This is a genomic window from Streptomyces sp. NBC_01433 (assembly GCF_026340105.1).
Classification (GTDB): domain Bacteria; phylum Actinomycetota; class Actinomycetes; order Streptomycetales; family Streptomycetaceae; genus Streptomyces.
Genome location: NZ_JAPEPM010000001.1, coordinates 1,594,013 through 1,613,432, shown reverse-complemented (window position 1 = coordinate 1,613,432; position 19,420 = coordinate 1,594,013). Strand labels below are relative to the sequence as shown.

At 72.3% G+C, this 19,420-nt stretch carries 20 protein-coding genes and 1 pseudogene; 10 read left to right on the top strand and 11 right to left on the bottom strand.

Features of this window, described 5'->3' with window-relative positions; genetic code table 11:
- Nucleotides 1–12: 12 nt before the first annotated feature.
- Nucleotides 13–1,173, bottom strand: coding sequence for an NAD(P)/FAD-dependent oxidoreductase (locus OG413_RS07155; RefSeq protein WP_266803570.1), 1,161 nt, complete (start codon nt 1,171–1,173; stop codon nt 13–15).
- Between the two features lie 157 nt (nt 1,174–1,330).
- Between OG413_RS07155 and OG413_RS07150 the strand changes: the two genes are divergently transcribed.
- Nucleotides 1,331–1,783: a DoxX family protein gene (locus OG413_RS07150; protein WP_266803568.1), complete on the top strand. Its 453-nt coding sequence runs from the start codon at nt 1,331–1,333 to the stop codon at nt 1,781–1,783.
- The gene (locus OG413_RS07145; RefSeq protein ID WP_266803566.1) at nt 1,780–2,193 is read left to right on the top strand and encodes a Zn-ribbon domain-containing OB-fold protein; all 414 of its coding nucleotides are present in this window, start codon (nt 1,780–1,782) and stop codon (nt 2,191–2,193) included. The genes OG413_RS07150 and OG413_RS07145 overlap by 4 nt, the downstream gene beginning before the upstream one ends.
- A gap of 137 nt (nt 2,194–2,330) precedes the next feature.
- Here the strand turns inward: OG413_RS07145 and OG413_RS07140 are convergent, their stop codons facing one another.
- The 4 genes from OG413_RS07140 to OG413_RS07125 all read right to left on the bottom strand — a co-directional run bounded on the left by OG413_RS07140 (nt 2,331) and on the right by OG413_RS07125 (nt 6,094).
- Nucleotides 2,331–2,909 (bottom strand): hypothetical protein, encoded by a 579-nt coding sequence (locus OG413_RS07140; RefSeq protein ID WP_266803564.1) that lies wholly within the window; start codon nt 2,907–2,909, stop codon nt 2,331–2,333.
- Nucleotides 2,910–3,032: 123 nt separating this feature from the next.
- Entirely contained in the window at nt 3,033–3,944 is a 912-nt protein-coding gene (gene htpX / locus OG413_RS07135; protein WP_266803562.1) for a zinc metalloprotease HtpX, read from the bottom strand.
- 132 nt (nt 3,945–4,076) lie between these two features.
- A complete protein-coding gene (locus tag OG413_RS07130; protein ID WP_266803560.1) occupies nt 4,077–4,754 on the bottom strand; it encodes a pyridoxal 5'-phosphate synthase in 678 nt (225 codons plus the stop codon).
- 158 nt (nt 4,755–4,912) lie between these two features.
- Nucleotides 4,913–6,094, bottom strand: a complete 1,182-nt coding sequence (locus OG413_RS07125) for an acetyl-CoA acetyltransferase (protein ID WP_266803558.1) — start codon at nt 6,092–6,094, stop codon at nt 4,913–4,915.
- A 194-nt stretch (nt 6,095–6,288) separates the two neighbouring features.
- Here OG413_RS07125 and OG413_RS07120 point away from each other — a divergent pair, with 194 nt between their 5' ends.
- Both OG413_RS07120 and OG413_RS07115 read left to right on the top strand, forming a co-directional pair.
- Nucleotides 6,289–7,542, top strand: coding sequence for an acyl-CoA dehydrogenase family protein (locus tag OG413_RS07120; protein WP_266803556.1), 1,254 nt, complete (start codon nt 6,289–6,291; stop codon nt 7,540–7,542).
- Nucleotides 7,542–8,030, top strand: coding sequence for a nitroreductase family deazaflavin-dependent oxidoreductase (locus tag OG413_RS07115; protein ID WP_266803554.1), 489 nt, complete (start codon nt 7,542–7,544; stop codon nt 8,028–8,030). The genes OG413_RS07120 and OG413_RS07115 overlap by 1 nt, the downstream gene beginning before the upstream one ends.
- Before the next feature lie 163 nt (nt 8,031–8,193).
- Here OG413_RS07115 and OG413_RS07110 read toward each other — a convergent pair whose 3' ends face one another.
- Nucleotides 8,194–8,841: a TetR family transcriptional regulator gene (locus OG413_RS07110; protein ID WP_266803552.1), complete on the bottom strand. Its 648-nt coding sequence runs from the start codon at nt 8,839–8,841 to the stop codon at nt 8,194–8,196.
- A gap of 324 nt (nt 8,842–9,165) precedes the next feature.
- Between OG413_RS07110 and OG413_RS07105 the strand changes: the two genes are divergently transcribed.
- Both OG413_RS07105 and OG413_RS07100 read left to right on the top strand, forming a co-directional pair.
- On the top strand, nt 9,166–9,975 hold the full coding sequence (locus OG413_RS07105) for a VOC family protein (protein ID WP_266803550.1): 810 nt from the start codon (nt 9,166–9,168) through the stop codon (nt 9,973–9,975).
- A gap of 201 nt (nt 9,976–10,176) precedes the next feature.
- Nucleotides 10,177–12,569: pseudogene (locus OG413_RS07100) on the top strand (serine/threonine-protein kinase).
- A gap of 64 nt (nt 12,570–12,633) precedes the next feature.
- Here OG413_RS07100 and OG413_RS07095 read toward each other — a convergent pair.
- Nucleotides 12,634–13,338, bottom strand: coding sequence for a hypothetical protein (locus OG413_RS07095; protein ID WP_266809955.1), 705 nt, complete (start codon nt 13,336–13,338; stop codon nt 12,634–12,636).
- A gap of 249 nt (nt 13,339–13,587) precedes the next feature.
- On the opposite strand from OG413_RS07095, the gene OG413_RS07090 reads away from it, so the two are divergent.
- A complete protein-coding gene (locus tag OG413_RS07090; RefSeq protein WP_266803548.1) occupies nt 13,588–14,130 on the top strand; it encodes a hypothetical protein in 543 nt (180 codons plus the stop codon).
- Between the two features lie 43 nt (nt 14,131–14,173).
- On the opposite strand, the gene OG413_RS07085 is transcribed toward OG413_RS07090, so the two are convergent.
- Genes OG413_RS07085 through OG413_RS07075 form a run of 3 tightly spaced genes read right to left on the bottom strand, consistent with a single transcriptional unit; the run spans nt 14,174 to nt 16,556 of the window.
- Nucleotides 14,174–14,950 carry an enoyl-CoA hydratase/isomerase family protein gene (locus OG413_RS07085; RefSeq protein ID WP_266803546.1) on the bottom strand — a complete coding sequence of 259 codons (777 nt, stop codon included), beginning with the start codon at nt 14,948–14,950 and terminating at the stop codon, nt 14,174–14,176.
- 3 nt (nt 14,951–14,953) lie between these two features.
- A complete protein-coding gene (locus OG413_RS07080) occupies nt 14,954–15,406 on the bottom strand; it encodes a Zn-ribbon domain-containing OB-fold protein (RefSeq protein ID WP_266803544.1) in 453 nt (150 codons plus the stop codon).
- Nucleotide 15,407: 1 nt separating this feature from the next.
- A complete protein-coding gene (locus tag OG413_RS07075) occupies nt 15,408–16,556 on the bottom strand; it encodes a lipid-transfer protein (RefSeq protein WP_266803542.1) in 1,149 nt (382 codons plus the stop codon).
- Between the two features lie 103 nt (nt 16,557–16,659).
- Between OG413_RS07075 and OG413_RS07070 the strand changes: the two genes are divergently transcribed.
- From OG413_RS07070 to OG413_RS07060, 3 genes are all read left to right on the top strand, one after another.
- Nucleotides 16,660–18,219 (top strand): FadD3 family acyl-CoA ligase, encoded by a 1,560-nt coding sequence (locus OG413_RS07070; RefSeq protein WP_266803540.1) that lies wholly within the window; start codon nt 16,660–16,662, stop codon nt 18,217–18,219.
- A 96-nt stretch (nt 18,220–18,315) separates the two neighbouring features.
- Nucleotides 18,316–18,594 (top strand): hypothetical protein, encoded by a 279-nt coding sequence (locus tag OG413_RS07065; RefSeq protein WP_266803538.1) that lies wholly within the window; start codon nt 18,316–18,318, stop codon nt 18,592–18,594.
- Complete coding sequence (locus OG413_RS07060; protein WP_323137817.1) at nt 18,594–19,142, top strand: hypothetical protein; 549 nt, start codon at nt 18,594–18,596, stop codon at nt 19,140–19,142. Before OG413_RS07065 ends, OG413_RS07060 begins: the two co-directional genes overlap by 1 nt.
- Here the strand turns inward: OG413_RS07060 and OG413_RS07055 are convergent.
- Nucleotides 19,126–19,290, bottom strand: coding sequence for a hypothetical protein (locus OG413_RS07055; protein ID WP_266803536.1), 165 nt, complete (start codon nt 19,288–19,290; stop codon nt 19,126–19,128). The genes OG413_RS07060 and OG413_RS07055 overlap by 17 nt on opposite strands.
- Nucleotides 19,291–19,420 lie beyond the last annotated feature (130 nt).

Here is a 19,420-nt window from a genome sequence, read left to right as displayed (position 1 = left end):
GCGGGCCCGCGCTCAGTGCGTTTTGGCCACCTTCTTGGCGATCTTCTCCGCGTCCAGGGCCATTTCGCGGAGCATGCCGCTGATCGGGTTGGTGAACCCGGTGAAGTACAGGCCGGGCGCCTGCTTCGGGGTGCGGCCTCCGTGTGTCACCGGGCGTCCGCGTGCGTCGAGCACGTCCAGGTGGCCGACCAGGTCCTCCAGGGCCCGCCGGTAGCCGGTTGCCGCGATCACCGCGTCCGGGGTGATCCGGGTGCCGTCGGCCAGGATCACCGTGTCCTGGTCGAAGGACTCCACCGTCGCCACCGGGGCCACCCGGCCCTTCTTCACCGCGTTGATCAGCCCCACGTCCTGGACCGGGATCGCCCCCTCCTTGACCCGGGAGTACAGACCGGTGTCCGGGCGCGGCAGCCCCTGGGCGGCGAGGTCGGGGACGGCGATCCGGTTCATCAGGCGGCCCGCCCAATCGACGAGCCGGACCGGCAGACGGCGTACGAGGATGCCGGTCGACTGCGCGGGCCAGCCCGCGGTGGAGCGGCGCACGATGTGCGGAACGGTGCGTACCGCGATCCGTACCAGGGAAGCGCCCCCCTCCACCAGGTCCACGGCGATCTCCGCCCCCGTGTTGCCGATGCCGACGACCAGGACGTCCTTGCCCGCGTACGGGGCCGGGTCGCGGTACTCCGAGGCGTGTGCCAACTCCCCGGTGAATGTGTCGCGGCCGGGCCAGTCGGGAGTGCGCGGGGTGTGGTTGTAGCCGGTGGCGACGACGACCGCCCGGCCGGTCAGCACCCGGCCGCCGGTGGCGGTGAGCTGCCAGCCGGTGCCGTCGGCGGTCCGGTCGATCCGGGACACCTCGACGCCCGTCACCACCTCCAGCTCGTGGTGATCGACGTACTTCTCCAGGTACCGCACCACGTCGTCCCGGGACACCCACCGTCCGAACCGGCGCGGCATGGCCAGCCCCGGCAGGGCGGACCGGCGGCGGGTGGTGTGCAGGTGCAGCCGGTCGTAGTGGCGGCGCCAGGACGCGCCGACGTTCTCCGACTTCTCCAGCACCACCGCCCGCACTCCCCGCGCGCGCAGGGCGGCAGCGGCGGCGAGGCCGCCGGGGCCGCCGCCGATGACGTAGACGGGCCTGGCTGAGGGGCCGGAGAGGAGAGCGCGGTCGGACATGCTTCGGAGCGTAATGGCGCGATTTGTTGTTGGGTCTCGGTCAAGACCGAAATCGATTGCGAATTGATCACGGGGACCTGTGCACGCCTCTTGCGGACCGCCTTCGCCATCAGGTGAACTGACGTATCGTCAGATTCGGCGACCGGGAGGGACCCCGATGCAGACCATCTGGCTCGGCGGCGCGGAATGGCTCGCCGTTCTCCGTATAGGGCTCGGCCTGTGGTGGCTGGAGAGCTGGCGGCACAAGGACAAGAAGGGCTGGTTCGAGCGCGGTACGGGCATCGCCTGGGCGGCCGACGTGGCGGGCAAGCACCGGTGGCCCGTGGTGCGCACCGGCTTCCGGCGGATCGTCGAGCCCCGCCCCAAGGTGATGGCGTACCTCGTCGTGTACGCCGAACTCGCCCTGGGGCTCGGGCTGATCGCCGGATTCCTCACCCCGGTCGCCCTCGTCGCCGGGCTCCTGCTCAACCTGCTCTACCTCGTCCTCATGATCCACGACTGGGCCGAGCAGGGGCAGAACGCCATGATGGCGCTCATCTCGCTCGTCGCCCTGTTCGCCATGTCCTGGCAGACGTGGTCGCTCGACGCCGCGATCGGACTCTTCCTGTGACGGCCGCGCCCCGCTACGACCTGCCGGAACCCGACGCCTTCACCCGCCCCTACTGGGAGGCCGCCGCCGAGGGGCATCTGCTCCTGCGCCGCTGCGCGGCCTGTGGGCGCGCCCACCACTACCCGCGCGAGTTCTGCCCGCACTGCTGGAGCGAGGACGTGACGTGGGAGCGGGCGAGCGGCCGGGCCACGCTCTACACCTGGTCCGTCGTCCACCGAAACGACCTGCCGCCCTTCGGCACCCGTGTCCCGTACGTCGCGGCCGTCGTCGACCTGGCCGAGGGGCCCCGGATGATGACGGAGATCGTGAACTGCGAAGAGGCGGATCTGGCCATCGGCATGGAGCTACGGGTCACGTTCCGGCAGGAGGAGGGCGAGGAGGCCGTACCGGTGTTCCGGGCCCGGCGCTGACCTCGGCCGCCCTCTGCGCCACTCGATCGGAGGATGGCGAAGCCATCGCGCCGGGCCCCTCCGGCGCCGGAGGGGCCCGGCGCCGGGCACCCGCCGACCACGGACCGCGTCCCCCGGACACCGCTCCCACTGGCTGCTCACAACCCCGGCGCGCCCCAGACCGGGAACCAGCGGGCGAGGTCCTTCTCCACCCGTAGGTCGTCGCCGAGTACGGCTCTGGCCTGCAACTCCAGCTGGCTGTCCCGTTTTTCCGCGCCTCCTTGGACCGGGGCGAACGGATAGAACGTGCCGCGCTTGTACAGGTACACCAGCGCCAGCGAACGCCCCTCCGCGTCCCGGAAGCCGATCAGCGAGCAGAGCAGCTGCGGGCCGAAGCCGCCGTCCTGGAGCAGGGTGTTGACCGCGTGCAGGTCGTTGACCAGGCCGGCGGTGTCCTCGGGAGGGTGGCGGGCCAGCAGCCAGGTGTAGCCGTACGAGTCCCGGCTGAACTCCACCGGGACCCCGCCCCGGTCCGCGTCCAGCAGTTCCCGTACGTCCTCCTGGATACGGGCGAAGCCGCCGCCCTCGACCCCCGCGAAGCACACCGAACCCAGCCCGGTCGGCGTGAAACCCGCACCCGCCTGGAGGGTCAGCGCGGCCGAGGGGACGGCGAAGAGCTGGTCGAGGTCGGGGCGGACCGGTTTGCTCCGGCCCAGGATCGCGTCGAGCAGGCCCACGGAGTCTCCTTCGGGAGTTACGGGCGGTTACGAACAGCTACGTGACGGTTGCGGGGCGGTTGTGGGGCGGTTGTGGGTCGGGATCCTTACCGGTGGCGATCCGTACGGGTACGGGCGCGGCCCTTACGGGCGGGACAGGTCCGCCGAGATGCGGGCCAGCTGGTCGAGGCGCTGTTCGAGGGTGGGGTGCGAGGAGAGCAGCCGGCCCAGGCTCTCCTTGGAGGCGAAGGCCGGGACGAAGTAGAAGGCGTTGTACGGCTCCGCCTTCCGCAGGTCCTCGGTGGGGATGCGGGCCATCTGACCGCTGACCTTCGTCAGGGCCGACGCGAGGGACGACGGGCGTCCGGTGAGCAGGGCCGCCGTGCGGTCGGCGGACAGCTCGCGGTAGCGGGAGAGCAGCCGGGTCAGCAGGAAGCTGAGGGCGTACACGACGGCGCTGATCAGCGGGATCAGCATGATGACGATGCCCACCGGGTCGTTGCCCCGGCTGTTTCGGGCGAGGCCGCCCCACAGGGCCACTCGGGTGATGATGCCCGCCAGCACGCCGAGGAACGACGCGATCGTCATGACGGCGACATCGCGGTGCGCGACGTGCGACATCTCGTGCGCGAGGACCCCTTCCAGCTCCTCGGGCTCCAGTCTGCGCAGCAGTCCCGTGGTCGCGCAGACCAGGGCGGTCTTCTCGCTGCGCCCGGTGGCGAAGGCGTTCGGTACGTCGCTGGTGGCGATCGCCACCCGGGGCTTCGGCATGTCCGCCAGGGCGCAGATCCGGTCGATCGCACCGTGCAGCTCGGGGGCCTCCTCGGGCGTGACCTCGCGGGCTCCCATGCCGTACGCCGCGATGCGGTCGCTGAACCAGAACTGGGCGATGAAGAGGCCGCCCGTGATGATCAGGATGATTGGCCAGGCCCCGCGCAGCACCGCGAGCAGCACGCCGACGAGGACGACGTACAGCAGACCGATGAAGAACATGGTGCTCACCATGCGGGCGGTCAGACCGCGGTCCGGTGCGTAACGGGAACGAGTTCGTGGCATCGGTGCCTCCCAACAGCTCACCTGTCTCCCATAGTGCCCCTTTCTTGTCGAAATCGAATAAAATCCGGCCCGCGGTACGGACGGAGACGCGGGGCGCGGGGCGCGAGGGGCTGGGCGCGAGGCCGGTGTCTTCTACGGCCAGAGCAGTTCCCGCACCCAGGCGTCCGCCTCCCGGCGGTAGCGGAGCCGGACGTGCCGTCGACCCGCGTCGCCCTGGAAGAACTCGACCTTCTCCGGGGCGACCACATAGCGCGTCCAGGTCTCCACCTCGGCGTCCGGCTCGGCCCGCGCCCGCTCCCACGCCGCGTCGGCGGCCCGGGTCAGCTCCTCCCCGGAGCCGAGGACCGCGCTCTGCGACCCGGTCAGCGCCGAGGCCAGGGCTCCGGTGGACCGGGCGTGCAGATCGGCGCGGCTCTCGGCGGGTGTGCAGGCCGTGACCGGGCCCCGTACCCGCACCTGCCGGCCCTGGGCGGGCCAGTAGAAGCCGAGTGCGGCGTACGGGCGGGCGGCGAGCTGGCGGCCCTTCGCGCTGGTGGAGTGCGTGGCGAAGTGCCAGCCCCGGCCGTCCGCGTCGTGCAGCATCAGCGTCCGTACGTCGGGGCGGTCCGCGCTGTCGACGGTGGCCAGCGTCATCGTGTGCGGCTCGGGCTGCCCGGCGGCCACCGCCTCGGCGAACCAGGCGTGGAAGAGGGGTACGGGGGCGTCCGGTGCGGTGGCCGGGTCGAAGCCGGGAAGGTCGACGTCCCAGACGCGCTGGGCGTGCAGAAGGTCCCGGAAGGTGCGCTGGGCATCAGGAGTCGCGTCGGTCATGCGGCCATTGGACCTCACGCGGCGCTCCCGTACGCGGTGCGGTGGAGCGCACCGGGCAGGCTCGGCCGCGCCGGTCGTACGGAGAGCCACGGCGCTCGGCCGCGCCGGTCGTACGGAGAGCCACGGCCCGCCCGTTCCCGCCCCCTCGGCCGGGCCCCTCAGCCCCGCCCCAGCACCACCGTGCCCGATGAGCAGAACCAGCCGCCCGTCCCCGAGGCCACCGCCAGTTCCGGGAGCCGTCCGCCCGCGCGCCGCACCTGACGCGCGCCCGCCTCGCCGCGCAGCTGCCGTACCGCCTCCACCAGCAGGAACAGTCCCCGCATCCCGGGGTGGCAGGCGGAGAGGCCGCCACCGTCCGTGTTCACCGGCAGCTCGCCCGTCAGGCCGGTCCGGCCCTTCTCGACGAACGCGCCGCCCTCGCCCTTCGCGCAGAACCCCAGGTCCTCCAGCGTCACCAGCGTCATATAGGTGAACGCGTCGTAGATCTCGGCGATGTCGATGTCGGCGGGCCGCACCCCGGCCCGTTCGAAGGCCAGCCGCCCGGAGACGGCGGCGGGGGAGACCGTGAAGTCCTCCCACTCGGACATGGCGGAGTGCGAGACGTGCTCGCCGGTGCCGAGGATCCACACCGGAGCCTTCGCCGTGTCCGGTACGTACTCCTCCGCCGCCAGCAGCACCGCGCAGCCGCCGTCGCTGCGGATGCAGCAGTGGAGCTTGGTGAACGGGTCCGCGATCATCGGGCCGGACAGCACGTCGTCCACCGTGATCGGGTCCCGGAACATCGCCTCCGGGTTGACCGCCGCGTTCGCCCGCGCCTGTACCGCCACTTCCGCGAGCTGCTCCAGCGTCGTGCCGTACTCGTGCATGTGGCGGCGGGCGGCCATCGCGTACTTGGCGATCAGCGAGTGCCCGTAGGGCACTTCGAACTGGAGCGGGCCGCGCGCCCCGAACGACAGGTTCGACGTGCGGCGGCCCGCCTTGATGTCGGCGCGGGCCGTCGATCCGTACACCAGGAGCACGGCGTTCGCCCGGCCCGCGGCGATGGCGTCCGCCGCGTGGGCCGCCATCACCTCCCAGGTCGCGCCGCCGACCGCCGTGGAGTCCACCCAGGTGGGTTTGAGGCCCAGATACTCGGCGACCTCGACCGGGGCGAGCGTGCCGAGGCCCGCCGAGGCGAAGCCGTCGACGAGCGAACGGTCCAGGCCCGAGTCGGCGAGTGCCCGGCGGGCGGCCTGGGCATGCAGGGCGTACGGGGTGGACCCGTCGACGCGTCCGCAGTCCGCGAGGGATATGCCGACGACAGCGACCTTGCGCGGGGAGGAGGAGGGTGAGGAAGGCATGAATCTGACGGTACATCAGATATGAGCGGACGTGACCGGGCGCGGAGGTCGGTTCTCCGGCCTCCGTAAAAGGAGTTGGGGTGGTGCCCGTGGAGGTGGGGGTGTGCCGGAGTCTGGGTTTCTCGCCGCTTCCCGCCTAGCATGACGCACCGTCAGATCGGGGGCACCCGCTCCCGAGGGGAAGGAGCCCGAGGATGGACGCCGCCTTCACCGCGGAGCAGCACGAGATCCGCCGCACCCTGCGCGAACTGCTGGCCGAGCGCTGCGGACCCGCCGAGGTCCGTGCCGCCGTGGACACCGCCCTCGGCTACGACGAGGCCCTGTGGAACCGGCTCGCGGGGGAGCTCGGGCTGCCCGGGATCGCGCTGCCCGAGGCGTACGGCGGTGTCGGCTGCGGGACCGCCGAGCTGGCCCTCGCCTGCGAGGAGACCGGCCGCGCCCTGCTGCCCTCACCCCTGCTGGCCACCTCCGTGCTCGCCGCACCCCTGATCGCCGCACTCGGCACCGAGGCCCAGCGCGCGGCCCTGCTTCCCCGCATCGCCGCGGGCGCGCTGACCGCCACCCTCGCCGTCCCCGGCGGCTCCCTGTCCACCGCTCTCGGCCTCACCGGCGACAACGCCCGCGGCGAATGGGCGGGCGGCGGCCGTGCCGGTGGCGTCCAGGCCAGACGGGCCGACGGGGACGGGGGCGGAGGCGGGGACGCGGGCGGAGGCGACGACGGACGCGACGACGGAGGCGGGGGCTGGCGGCTGTACGGGGAGGCCGCCCAGGTCCTCGACGGCCACAGCGCCGGGCTGCTCGTGGTCGCCGCCCACACCGGCGGCTTCCCGCGCAGCCGTACGCTCCTGTTCCTCGTCCGCACCGACACCGCGGCCGGACTCGTCCGCACCCGGCAGACCTCGATGGACGCGACCAGGCCGCTCGCCCGCGTCGAACTGCGCGACACGGGCGCCGAACTCCTCGGCGCCGACGACACTGTGGACGCCGCCGGTGCGCTGGCCGCCACCGGACGCAAGGTCGCCGCGGTACTGGCGGCCGAGGCGGTCGGGGCCGCGTCGAGCGCGCTGGACCGGACCGTCGCCCACGTCAAGGAACGTGAACAGTTCGGCCGGCCCATCGGCTCGTTCCAGGCGGTGAAACACCGGCTCGCCGACCTGTACGTACGGGTGCAGGCGGCCCGCTCCGCGGCGTACTACGCGGCCTGGGACCCGGCGGCGGGCGGGCTCGCGCTCGCCCAGGCACTGGAGGCGCTGCGCGTCACCACGGCGGAGGCCGTCCAGCTGCACGGCGGCATCGGCTTCACCTGGGAACACGAGGCGCACCTCTACTTCAAGCGGGCGGCGGCCGACGAACTGCTCTTCGGCCCCGTCCACCGGCTGCGCGACCACGCGGCGGGCCAGGCCGGACTGTTCGCGCCCCGGACCGCGGGACAGCGGGTGGCGGTCTGATGGCCCGCGGTGTCCGGCTGATGCAGAAGGTCTCCTCGACCCGCACCTTCGCGCGGATCGCCCCGCACGTCGTCCCCGCCATGGACCGCGCCGTGCACCGGCTCACCCGGGGCAAGGTGCTCCTGAGCGCCCGGATGCTGCCGGGGCTCATCCTCACGGTGCCGGGGGCGCGGAGCGGGCAGCCCAGAACGACCCCGCTGGCCTGTATGCCGGAGGGCGGGGCGGACGGCGGCTGGATCCTGGTCGGCAGCAACTTCGGCCGTGCGGGGCATCCGGCCTGGACCGCGAATCTGCTGGCCGGTCCGGACGCGGCCGTCGTCAACTGGAAGGGGCGGGACATCCCGGTGCGCGCCACGCTGCTCCGGGGCGAGGAGCGGGCGAAGGTGTGGCAGGTCGCGCTGGCGTTCTGGCCGCCCTACGCGACGTATCAGGCGCGGGTGGAGCGGGAGATCCGGCTCTTCCGGGTGGAGCGGCGGGAGGGGCCGTGAGACCGGGGCTTCGGTGAGACCGGGCGTTCGCTGACGCCGGGGACGGGGACGCCGACGGCGGATCACCTGCGTGATCCGCCGTCGGTGAGACAGGACCTGGGGGCGCCCGGGGCCGCCGTACGTGCCCGGCGTGAGCCGGGGCGTCCGGAGCCCGTGCCGGTGCTTACTTCGTCGGCTTCTTGCCGGTGATGCCCAGGTGGACCAACAGGGCGAGGTTCGGCTTGAGTTCGGCCTGCTTCACGCCCCAGGTGGTGAAGCCCTTCTGGTGCGAGGCGACCGCGGCCAGCATCGCGACCAGGGCGCCCGCCATCGCCGCGGGGCTGACGTCCTTGTCGACCTTGCCCTTGGCCTGGAGCTCCTTGACCGTTTCGGTAAGGGAGTTGGTCACCGAGTTCAGGATTTTCATGCGGATCTTGTAGAACCGCTTGTCGCCCTCGGCCGCGCCGAGGTCGACCACGCGGAGGATCGCGTCGTGGTGACGCCAGAAGTCGAGGAATCCCTCGACCAGTTCCTCGGAGGTCTGCCAGCCGGCCTTGCCGACCCAGGAGCGGCCCGCGACCAGTTCCGTCAGCCCGGCGCCCTCCTTGGCCATTTCCTCGGCGATTTCGAGGACAGCGCCCTCGACGTCGGGGAAGTACTGGTAGAAAGTCGCGGGTGAAGTCCCGGCCTTCCGGGCGACGTCGATGACTTTGACGTCCCGGTACGGCGAGGAACTGAGCATCTCGCTGAGGCAGTCGAGCAGCTTCTGCCGCGTCGCCTGGCCGCGTCGTCCGGCCACGCGGCCGTCGACGGTGCGTACTTGTCCTGTCATGCCGTCAGCTTACCGACGGGTGATCGGAGCGCGATTCGGCCGACTGCAAATGGGGAACGCCGCAGGACCGGAGGGGTGTACGGAGGCATTCGGGCCCTTCCCGGGAGGCTCGCTCCCGGCGCGGGGAGCCCGGTCCGCATTAGTGTTATCAACAGCCTGTGGACAACTTCGGTGGACAACTTTTGTCCACGGGGGTGCTGGATCTTCACGATTCGGGCGAACGTTCTATATGGACAGGGTCGGGGATGTGCCGGGGCGCGGAGTGCGGGACCCGAGGCTACGTTGAGTGTGACGGGCGTCACTGCAACGGAAGGATCCGGGCCCATGGCCGTATTCGCGCACTCCGCGCCGTGCTGGGTGGACGTGCAGCTCTCCGACCTCGAAGCGGGCAAGCGCTTCTACGGCGGGCTCTTCGGCTGGACCTTCCGGGCGGGTGACGGCATGCCCTTCGCCGACGCCCTCAGCGACGGCAAGCTCGTCGCCGCACTCGCCGCGAAGCAGGACGGCCGGATGCCGACCGCCTGGGGCGTCTACTTCTCCACGGACGACATCAGGGCGACGGTGGCAGCGATCCGTGCGGAGGGCGGCCAGGTGATCACCGAGCCGGTGCACGCCGGACGGGCCGGGTTCGTGGCACAGGCCGCCGACCCCGGCGGCGCGGTCTTCGGGCTCTGGCAGGCGGGCGACCGTACCGGCTTCGAGAAGCGGAACGAGCCCGGCGCCTTCTGCTGGACCGAGGTCTACACCCGGCAGCCGGAGCGTGTCGATCCGTTCTACGAGAAGGTCTTCGGCTTCCGGGGCACCGACCTGGGAGAGTCCGGAAGCGACGCCCCCGGCACCGCCGAGTCCCTCGTCGACTTCCGGATGTGGTCCCCGGCGGGCACCGAACCGGGCCCAGACACCGCGATCGGCGGGCGCAGCGTGATCACGGACGCCCTCCCCGCCGAGCTGCCCAGCCACTTCCTCACCTACTTCGCCGTCGCCGACTGCGACCGGGCCGTCGAGACCGCCGTGCGTCTGGGCGGCCGGGTCTCCGCGCCGCCGTTCGACATCCCGTACGGGCGGATGGCCGTGCTCCACGACGATCAGGGCGCCGTCTTCGCCGTGCTCCAGCCGATCGAACCGCTTCCGTAATCGTTCCGGGCGGCCGTTGTGGGCCGATAGCGGGCGAAGTGACATGAGACACCCTGATCCGCCCCCGGGTTCGCAACCGGCGCCCGAGCCAGGAACAATCGGGGTGCGCACCGCCAGGTGGTGCCCAGTGGTGAGACGCTGCACAGGGCGGGAATTCGCGGGCTTCTGTTCCTGAGGTCCGTACGGGGAGGTGGCAGGCAAGTGGTGGAACAGCTGACGCAGCACGACCCGAGGCGGATCGGCCCGTTCGAGGTGCTGGGACGGCTCGGTGCCGGTGGCATGGGGCTGGTCTATCTCGCGCGCTCGGCGTCCGGCCGGCGGGTGGCGATCAAGACGGTCCGTACGGAGCTCGCCGAGGACCAGCTGTTCCGGGTCCGCTTCACGCGTGAGGTGGAGGCCGCCCGCGCCGTCAGCGGTTTCTACACGGCCGCCGTGGTCGACGCCGACCCGCGGGCCGCGGTGCCCTGGCTGGCCACCGCCTATGTACCCGCCCCCTCCCTCGAAGAAATAGTGAACGAGTGCGGGCCCATGCCGACCCAGGCGGTGCGCTGGCTGGCCGCCGGGATCGCCGAGGCCCTCCAGTCCATCCACGGTGCGGGGCTCGTCCACCGCGACCTGAAGCCGTCCAACGTCCTGGTCGTCGAGGACGGCCCCCGGGTGATCGACTTCGGCATCGCGTCCGGAGTCTCCAACACCCGGCTGACCATGACGAACGTCGCGGTGGGCACGCCCGCGTACATGTCGCCCGAGCAGGCGCGGGACTCGCGCAGCGTGACGGGTGCCAGCGACATCTTCTCGCTCGGCTCGACGCTGGTCTTCGCCGCCACCGGCCACGCGCCCTTCCACGGGGCGAACCCGGTCGAGACGGTGTTCATGCTGCTGCGGGAGGGCCCGGACACCGAGGGCCTGCCCGACGACCTGCGGCCGCTGATCGAGTCCTGCATGCAGCTGGACGCCGGGCTGCGGCCCAGCCCCGCCGACCTCCAGGCCCAGCTCGCCCCGCATCTGTTCGCCTCCGGGAGCGACGACAGCGGTACGGCGTCGGCCTGGCTGCCCATCAGCGCCACGGCGATGATCGAGCGGCGCCGCGGCGGCGGGCGCACCGTCGCGCCTGCCGCGCCCGCCCCGGTCGCCGCACCGCCGCCGCCCTCGCGCCCGCCGCGCTCCCCGGACACCGGCTGGCGCGGCGGCGCCGACCTGCGCTCCCCGTCCCCGCTCTCCTCGCCCGCCCCCGTCTCGTCCCCGCTGCCCGACGGCGGCCCGGTGCGACTGGCCGGGGCGAAGGTGCCGATCGGCCCCGGTCCGCGTGCGGGGAGGGCCGCGGTGCCGCCGCCGCGCATCCGGCCGCGGCCACCGGCTGGGTCCGGCCGCCCGCCGGGCTGAACGGCGCGACCACCGCCGCGGCCGCCCCGGTGCCCTCCCCGGCACCCGCCCCGGACGCGGCGCCCGCGGCGCCGGACCGCTGGCGGCCCTGGCGTTTTCGCATGTCGAACGATGTGTGGGGGACGCCCATCGTCTCCGGTGACCTGCTGTACGTGACGTCCTTCGAGGTGCACGCGCTGGACGTGGGCAATGGGCGCCGCCAGTTCAAGACCCGTGACGTGGCCTGGGCGATGGCCGTCGACGGGGGCAGGATCCACGCCTCGGACGGCCCGTCCCTCTACGCCCTGGACGCGACGAGCGGCGCCGAACGCTGGCGGCTCCAGACCGATGCCTGGGTGTACTCCCTGAAGGCCGACCGGGGGACCGTCCTGACGGGGACCCGGGGCGGCGGCGTACAGGCGTGGGAGGCGTCCAGCGGCGAGAAGCTGTGGGAGTCCTCGGGCCTCCAGACGGACTTCGAGACGCCGGAGGCCGGGCCCGCGATACACGACGGCACGGTCTACCTCTGGCAGGACGCCCGGCTGCGGGCCGTGGACGCCCGTACCGGCCGGGAGCGGTGGTCGTACCCGATCGGCGACGCCGCCTCCTGCGGCGGTGTCCCGGTCCGGGTGACCCCGGCGCCCGACGGTTACGTCTACGTCGCGGCGGGGACCCGGGTGCTGGCCGTCGACGCGGCCTCGGGCCGGGTGAGCTGGCACTTCGAGTCGCCTGCGGTCTTCCTCTCGCCGCCCGCGTTCGCGCCGGGCCCCGCGGTCACCGGGGGCGGGGTGTACCTCGCCGACTACCTGGGCACGGTGTACGCGCTCGACGCGTCGACCGGCAAGGACCGCTGGCGGATCGCCACGGAGGCCCGGCAGTCCATCGAGCCCGTGCTGGTCGTGGCGGGGAACGTGCACGTCGGCAGCGGCAGCGCGCTGTACACCCTGGACGCGGTGACCGGCACCCCGAAGTGGCGGTTCGCCGCGGGCGGCGACGTGGTGGGCTCCCCGGTCGTCGCCGACGGCCGGGTGCACTTCGGCTCCGCCGACCATGTGCTGTACACCCTGGACGCGGCGGGCGGTCAGCTGCGCTGGAAGCTCGCCACGGGCGGCGAGATCACGGGCTCACCGGTGGCGCAGGCGGGCGTCGTCTACGCCTGCAGCAAGGACCGGTGCGTGTACGCGCTGGACGCGCTGAAGGGCACGGGCACGGGGAACAAGGCCCGCGCGTAGGTGCGGAACAGGGCCCCGCGCGCACGGACGGAACAAGGCCCGCGCGCACGGACCGGCGGGGGTCTCAGTTCTGCGGCGGGCGGCCGGGGTCGTGCCCCTCGTCGTGCCCCTCGTCGTGCTCCGGACGTACCGTCGGAAACGGAGCCGTGTCGTGGTCGTCGTACGGAGCCGCGCTCCGGGAGCGCGGGTCGTGCGGGTCGTGCGGGGCGCCGGGGTCCGGGCCCGTGTACGGGTCGGCCTCCGGCTCCGGCCACGGCGTCGTCTGCGCGGACATTCCCGGCTCCTGCGTGGGAGGCCAGGTGTCCGGGTGGTCCGCGCCGGGCGCGCGATAGGGGGCCGCGTGCCGCCCGGCCCGCTTCACCCGCCCCGACATCAGCAGCGATCCCAGCAGAATCAGCACCCCGCCCGCCGCCGCGCTCGCCACCCCCATCCGGAGGCCCGACCCGTCCCCGGACACGGTCAGACCGCCCGCCGCCTGCCCCTGCCGGACCATCCACAGCACGGTGAAGCCGAGCACCACCACGCCCGCGAACGCCACCAGCGGCCGTGACCGCAGGATCACCCCGACGATCACCACCAGCGCGGCGAACATGAACGGCAGCAGGATCGAGACCATGACCCCGGACGACGTGGTGGTGATGCCGCCGAAGAGGTCCTGGACGCGGTAGTCGCGCCCGAGCCGGCTGTTGTACCACTCGCTGAAAGGGCTCTGGACGGCGCCCGCCGCTCCGATGAGGGCGACGACGGAGCCGAGGACGTTGCGGATCATCATCAGCCTCCTGCGGCACTTGCCGCGTGTGCGGTGCGCGCGTGCCGACGGCATTCGCGCCCACCCCCGGCCGACGCTACGCCCGGCCGATCACCCCCGCCACACAGACGCCGATCACCCCCGCCACACAGACCATGACGGGGTCGTGACAGGGTCATGACTTGGCTGTGAGTCTTCGGCCGCCATGCTGTGGGGCGGTACGGGGACGGCCGGCAAGCAGACGGTGACAACTCAAGGGGGGCTGCATCGATGATGCGGCAGCGTATGAAGTTCGCGGCGGTGCTGGTCGTGGTGGTGCTCGCGCTCACCGGATTCTCGACCTCCACCAGCGGCGGCAAGGGCGGCAAGAGCCGCAGCGGCAAGAGCAGCGGTTCGGGTGGCGGCGGCGGATGCTCCAGCTCCAAGAAGAGCAACCACGACTACGACGACTACGACGGCGACAGCTCGTCGAGCAGCTCCTCCGGCGGAACCGACTACGGCACACCCACCCCCGGCATCACGGAGTCCGACGCCCCCGACGTCCGGGTCATCCGCTGCGCCCAGCCCCGCAAGGGCAAGCGCAAGGCCGTCACCTCGTCCGTCGTGGAGATCAGGTCCAAGGCGGCCGGCACGGACCGGACGTACGAGATCGACGTGACCTTCCTGGACGCCGCCGGCCGGAAGGTCGACTCCGCGGAGACCACCGCGACACTCGGCTACGGCGACGTCAGGAGCCTCACCGTGCGCATGGACAGCCCCCGCAAGGTGTCCAAGGTGAAGCGCTGCCAGGTCACGGCGGTGGCGCGCCCCTGACGCCGGACGGGCGGGCTCACCGCGACCGCGGAACGCCACCGGCTCACCGCAATCGGGGAGCCCCGCCCCTGCGCCGTCCCTCGAACAGCTCGGCCTGCCGCTCCGGCGCCAGATTGCCGAGCGCGACGAGATGCGGGGCGTGCGCCATGGCCTGGGTGCGGGCCGCCTCCTTCGCGGACCACACCGCCCGTACGGTGCCCTGGACGGCGGCCGTCGGGTACGAGGCGATCGTGGTGGCAGCCCGTACCGCGGCCGCCACCGCGCCGCCGGGCGCGGTGACCTCGCTGACCAGCCCGGTCTCGTACGCCCGGCGGGCCGTCACCCGTTCGGCCGTGCCCATCAGGGACATCCGGGCCACCTCCCCGAACGGCATCCGCTGGGCCATGGAGATCGCCTCGTACGCGCTGACCATGCCGTACGTCGTGTGCGGGTCGAAGAACGTCGCCTCCTCGGACGCGATGACGAACTCGGCCTCGCCCAGCAGATAGAACGCCCCGCCGCAGGCCATCCCCTCGACGGCCGCGATCACCGGCTTCCACAGGTCGTTCGCCTTGGGCCCGATCGCCAGCAGCGGATCGTCGATCGTGTACGGGGACGGGGGCTGCGGGACCTCGGCCCCCCGGTCGATCCCGGTGCAGAAGGCGCGCCCGCCCGCCCCGGTCAGGACGACGGCCCGCACCTCCTCGTCGAAGCGGAACGCCCGCCAGACGGCGGCCAGTTCACCGGCGGTGGCCAGGTCGACGGCGTTGAGCCTGTCCGGCCGGTCCAGGGTGACGACCGCGACTCCGCTCTCCTTGTCCGTTTCGGTGCGCAGCGCCATCGCTCAGCGCTCCAGCAGCCAGCGGACCATGGTCACGTCCGGCGTCACCCGGCAGAAGACGGCCCGGACCGCCGCCCCGATCCGCAGCCGCCCCGGATCGACGGAGTCCAGTCGCGCGTCGGGCCCGGCGACCACATTGCCGACCAGCCGGATGTGCGGGGCGTCGGACAGCTCCACGACGACCGCGTTGTACGGGGCCTGTTCGGCGTACGCGGGCAGCAGTGGCGGGTGCGGCAGCACGTACGACCAGATGCGGCCGCGCCCGCTCATCGCCCGCCACTCGCTGTCGAAGGACTGGCAGTGCGGGCAGCAGGGCCGGGGCGGGAAGCGGAGTTCTCCGCAGCCGGGGGCGGCGCAGGACTGGACGCGGAGTTCACCGGCGGCGGCGTACTCCCAGAACGGTGCCCCGTCCTCGTCGACGACGGGCAGCAGAAGGGGGGAATCCGGTGTAGGCATCTCAACTCCTCAGCAGAACGGCGGAGGTGGGCACGCCCTCACCCGCGGTGACCAGGCAGGTCGCGGCGTCCGGCACCTGGGCGGTGGAGGTTCCGCGCAGTTGCTTGACGCCCTCGGTGATGAGGTTGAAGCCATGGACGTACGCCTCACTGAGCCCGCCGCCCCCGGTGTTGATGGGCAGCCGGCCGCCACTCTCCAGCGCGCCGCCCTCGGTGAACGCGGCGCCCTCGCCGCGCCCGCAGAAGCCGTAGCCCTCCAGGGAGAGCGGAATGAGGGGGGTGAACGCGTCGTAGATCTGGGCGACATCGACGTCGTCCGGACCGAAGTCGGCCTGCTTCCACAGCTGTCGCGCCGCCGTCCAGGCGGGGCCGGTGAGCGGGTCGTCGTTCCAGTAGTTGACCATGCCGTGGTGCTGGGCGGGCAGGCCCTGGGCGACGGAGTGGATGAGGACGGGCCTCTGCCGGCAGTCGCGGGCGCGTTCGGCGGAGACGATGACGCAGGCGAGCGCCCCGTCGGTCTCCAGGCAGTTGTCGAAGAGGCAGAGCGGGTCGCTGATCCAGCGGGAGGTCATGTACATCTCGCGGGTCAGCGGCCGTTCGTACATCATCGCGTCCGGGTTCTGGTTGGCCCGGTTGCGGCAGGCGAGCGCGACGTTGAAGAGGTGGTCGCGGGTGGCCCCGTACTCGTGCATGTACCGCCGGGCCAGCATGCCGATCTCGTCGGCGGGCCGCAGCAGTCCGTACGGCCGGGTCCACTGGGCGGGGGTGGGCAGCTGCACGGCGGTGTTCTTCCATGGCCTCGGCCCCGAGCCCCGCTTCCGGGACCGCCAGGCCACCCCGACGCTCGCCTGCCCGGTGGCGACGGCGGCGGCGAGATGCGCGACGGTCGCGCAGGATCCTCCGCCCCCGAAGCCCACCTTGGAGAAGAAGGTGACATCACCGGCCCCGACGGCCTTGGCGATCTCGACCTCGTCGGTCTCCTCCATCGTGTACGAGGCGAAGGCGTCCACCTCCGAGGCGTCGATGCCCGCGTCGTCGAGGGCCGCGACGATGGCCCGGCAGGCCAAGGTCTTCTCGGACTCGGGGAGTTGTTTCGCGAAGGCCGTCTGTCCGATGCCGGCTATCGCTGTCACGTCTTTGAGCGTCGCCACCCGTGCACCTCCCGGAACGTCCTGACTGCTGACAGCGCCCGAGGCTACAGCTAATCTGACGGATAGTCAGCTACTGCGGTTCGGTTCGGCGGGAGGGCGTGCGATGCGCGGCGACGAGGAGTGGGGAAGCATCCCGGAGCTGGTACGGGCGGCGGCGGAACGGTACGGCGACCTGGAGGCGGTGGTCGAGGGCCGCACCCGCCTCTCGTACGCCGAACTCGGCGAGCGCGTGGAGCGGGCCGCCGCCGCGTGCATGGCCTCGGGCGTGGAGCCGGGGGACCGGGTCGCGGTCTGGGCCCCGAACACCCTGGACTGGATCGTCTCCGCGCTGGGGGCGGTGACGGCGGGAGCGGTGCTGGTCCCGCTGAACACCCGGTTCAAGGGCACGGAGGCGGCGTACATCCTGCGGCGGAGCCGCGCGAAACTGCTCTTCGTCACGGGCACGTTCCTCGGTACGTCGTACGTGGCCTCGCTGCGCCGCTCGGACGTGGAACTCCCGCACCTGGAGACGGTGGTGGTGCTCGCGGACAGCGCCCCGCGCGACTACGTCGCGTGGAAGGACTTCCTGGCGGCGGGGGAGGGGGTGTCCGGTGCGGAGGTGCGGTCCCGCGCCGACGCGATCGCCCCCTCCGCCCCCTCCGACATCATCTACACCTCGGGCACCACGGGCAGCCCCAAGGGGGCGGTGATCACGCACGCCCAGACCCTGCGGTGCTACGCGATCTGGAGCGACCTGGCGGGTCTGCGCGAGGGCGACCGCTATCTGATCGTGAACCCGTTCTTCCACACCTTCGGCTACAAGGCGGGGATCATCGCCTGTCTGATGCGGGGCGCGACGATGGTCCCGCAGCCGGTGTTCAACGTGGACACGGTGCTGGCCAACATCGCCGCCGAACGCATCTCGGTCCTGCCGGGCCCGCCCACCCTGCACCAGTCCCTGCTGGACCACCCGTCCCGCGCGGCGCACGACCTCTCCGCCCTGCGCCTGGTGGTGACCGGCGCGGCCGTCGTCCCCCTCCAGCTGGTGGAACGGCTGCGCACCGAACTGCACATCGCCACGGTCCTCACGGCGTACGGCCTCTCCGAGGCGAGCGGCATCGTCACGATGTGCCGCCGGGGTGACCCGGCGGACGTCATCGCCACCACCTCGGGCCGCGCGATCCCCGGTACGGAGATCCGCGTGCTGGCCGGACCCGGCGAGCCCGGCGAGGTTCTGGTGCGCGGCTTCCACGTGATGCGCGGCTACTTCGAGGACCCGGACACCACGGCCGCCGCGCTCACCCCCGACGGCTGGCTGCGCACCGGCGACGTGGGCGTGCTCGACGAGGCGGGCAACCTCCGGATCACGGACCGGATCAAGGACATGTTCATCGTCGGCGGCTTCAACGCCTACCCGGCCGAGATAGAACAGCTCCTGGGCCTCCACCCGGACGTGGCCGACGTGGCGGTGATCGGCGTCCCGGACCCGAGGCTGGGCGAGGTCGGCAAGGCGTACGCGGTACGGCGGCCGGGAGCGACGGTGACGGCGGACGACCTGATCGCCTGGTCACGGCGCGAGATGGCGAACTTCAAGGTGCCCAGGTCGGTGGAGTTCGTGACCGAGCTGCCGCGCAACGCGGGCGGCAAAGTGGTGAAGGAAGAACTGCGGGGGAGGGGCGAGTAGGGCCCGCGGCCCGCGCCGCTGTGCGTGCGCGGTGACGCCCCGACGGTCGTTCCGTCACCCAGGTGAATCGACTGACGCGGCCGACGGCCAGACGGTATGGCAACCAAGAAGTACACGGTCACTCTCCCGGAGGAGCTCGCGGAAGGGATTCGCGGCGAGGTGGGCCCCGGCGCGTTCAGCGCCTATGTCACTCGCGCCGTGGAGCGCCAGCGTGAGCACGACCGCCTGGGGAAGCTCGTGGGGCGGCTGGAAGGCGAGTACGGGCCCGTGGCGGACGCCGATCTGGCCGAGGGCGAGGTCGAGCCCCGCGAGATCGAACAATTGTTCGATGAACAGGGGGGTGGTGCGGAGCCGCACCGGAGCGAGGCCGCCTGATGCCGGATCTCTCCTGCGTACTGGACTGTGAGGCCCTTTCCCTGACGGCGCTCGGAAACCCCGCGATGAAGGCCCGTCTCAAGGACGCCCACGGCAGGGGCATCCGGGTGCTCACCAGCTCGATGACGCTGATCGAGGCGCAGCACAGCAAGATCCGGCGACCCGTCCGGGAGTGGGCGATGTCCGGCATCGTCGTCGAACCGGTCACCAAGGATGTCGCGGACGAGGCGATCAGGCTGCTGCGGGAGGCCGGTCCGCACGGCCACGAGTACGCCATCGACGCGGCGCTCGCAGTGATCGCGGGGCGTCAGCCCGGACGGACCGTGGTCTTCACATCGGACGGACGACATGGGGAAGCTGTGCGGGGGGCGGTTCCTGGTGCGGGGGCTGTAGCGCGCGCACGGAACGGGCCCCAGCGACGGAGCGGGCCCCCGGGGCCCCGACGCCGCCGGTACGCGGACATGCAGTGGCCGCGACGGCTCCCCCTCCGCGCCGCCGCGGCCACTCCCCCGTCCCCGTGGGCAAAAAGTCTTACTTGGCCGGCTTGAACGGCTCCGACGTGGCGTGCTGGTCCAGCGTGGTGATCTCTTCGCCCGTCGCGTGCTGGTCCTGCGTCGTGAGCGGCGTCTTCGGCTCACCGGTGGCGTGCTGGTCCGCAGGCTTGAAGATCGGGTCCTGCTTCTTGGCGTCGGCCATGATGGTCAACTCCTTCTCTCCGCGCTGTGCGCTATGGGTTGGTGAGGCCCGTCCGGCTGTTCCCCCGTGGACTGCCGGACGGGCCTCATCGGGCCGCTCACCTTAGTGGGTGGCCTGTCGCCCCCGTCTG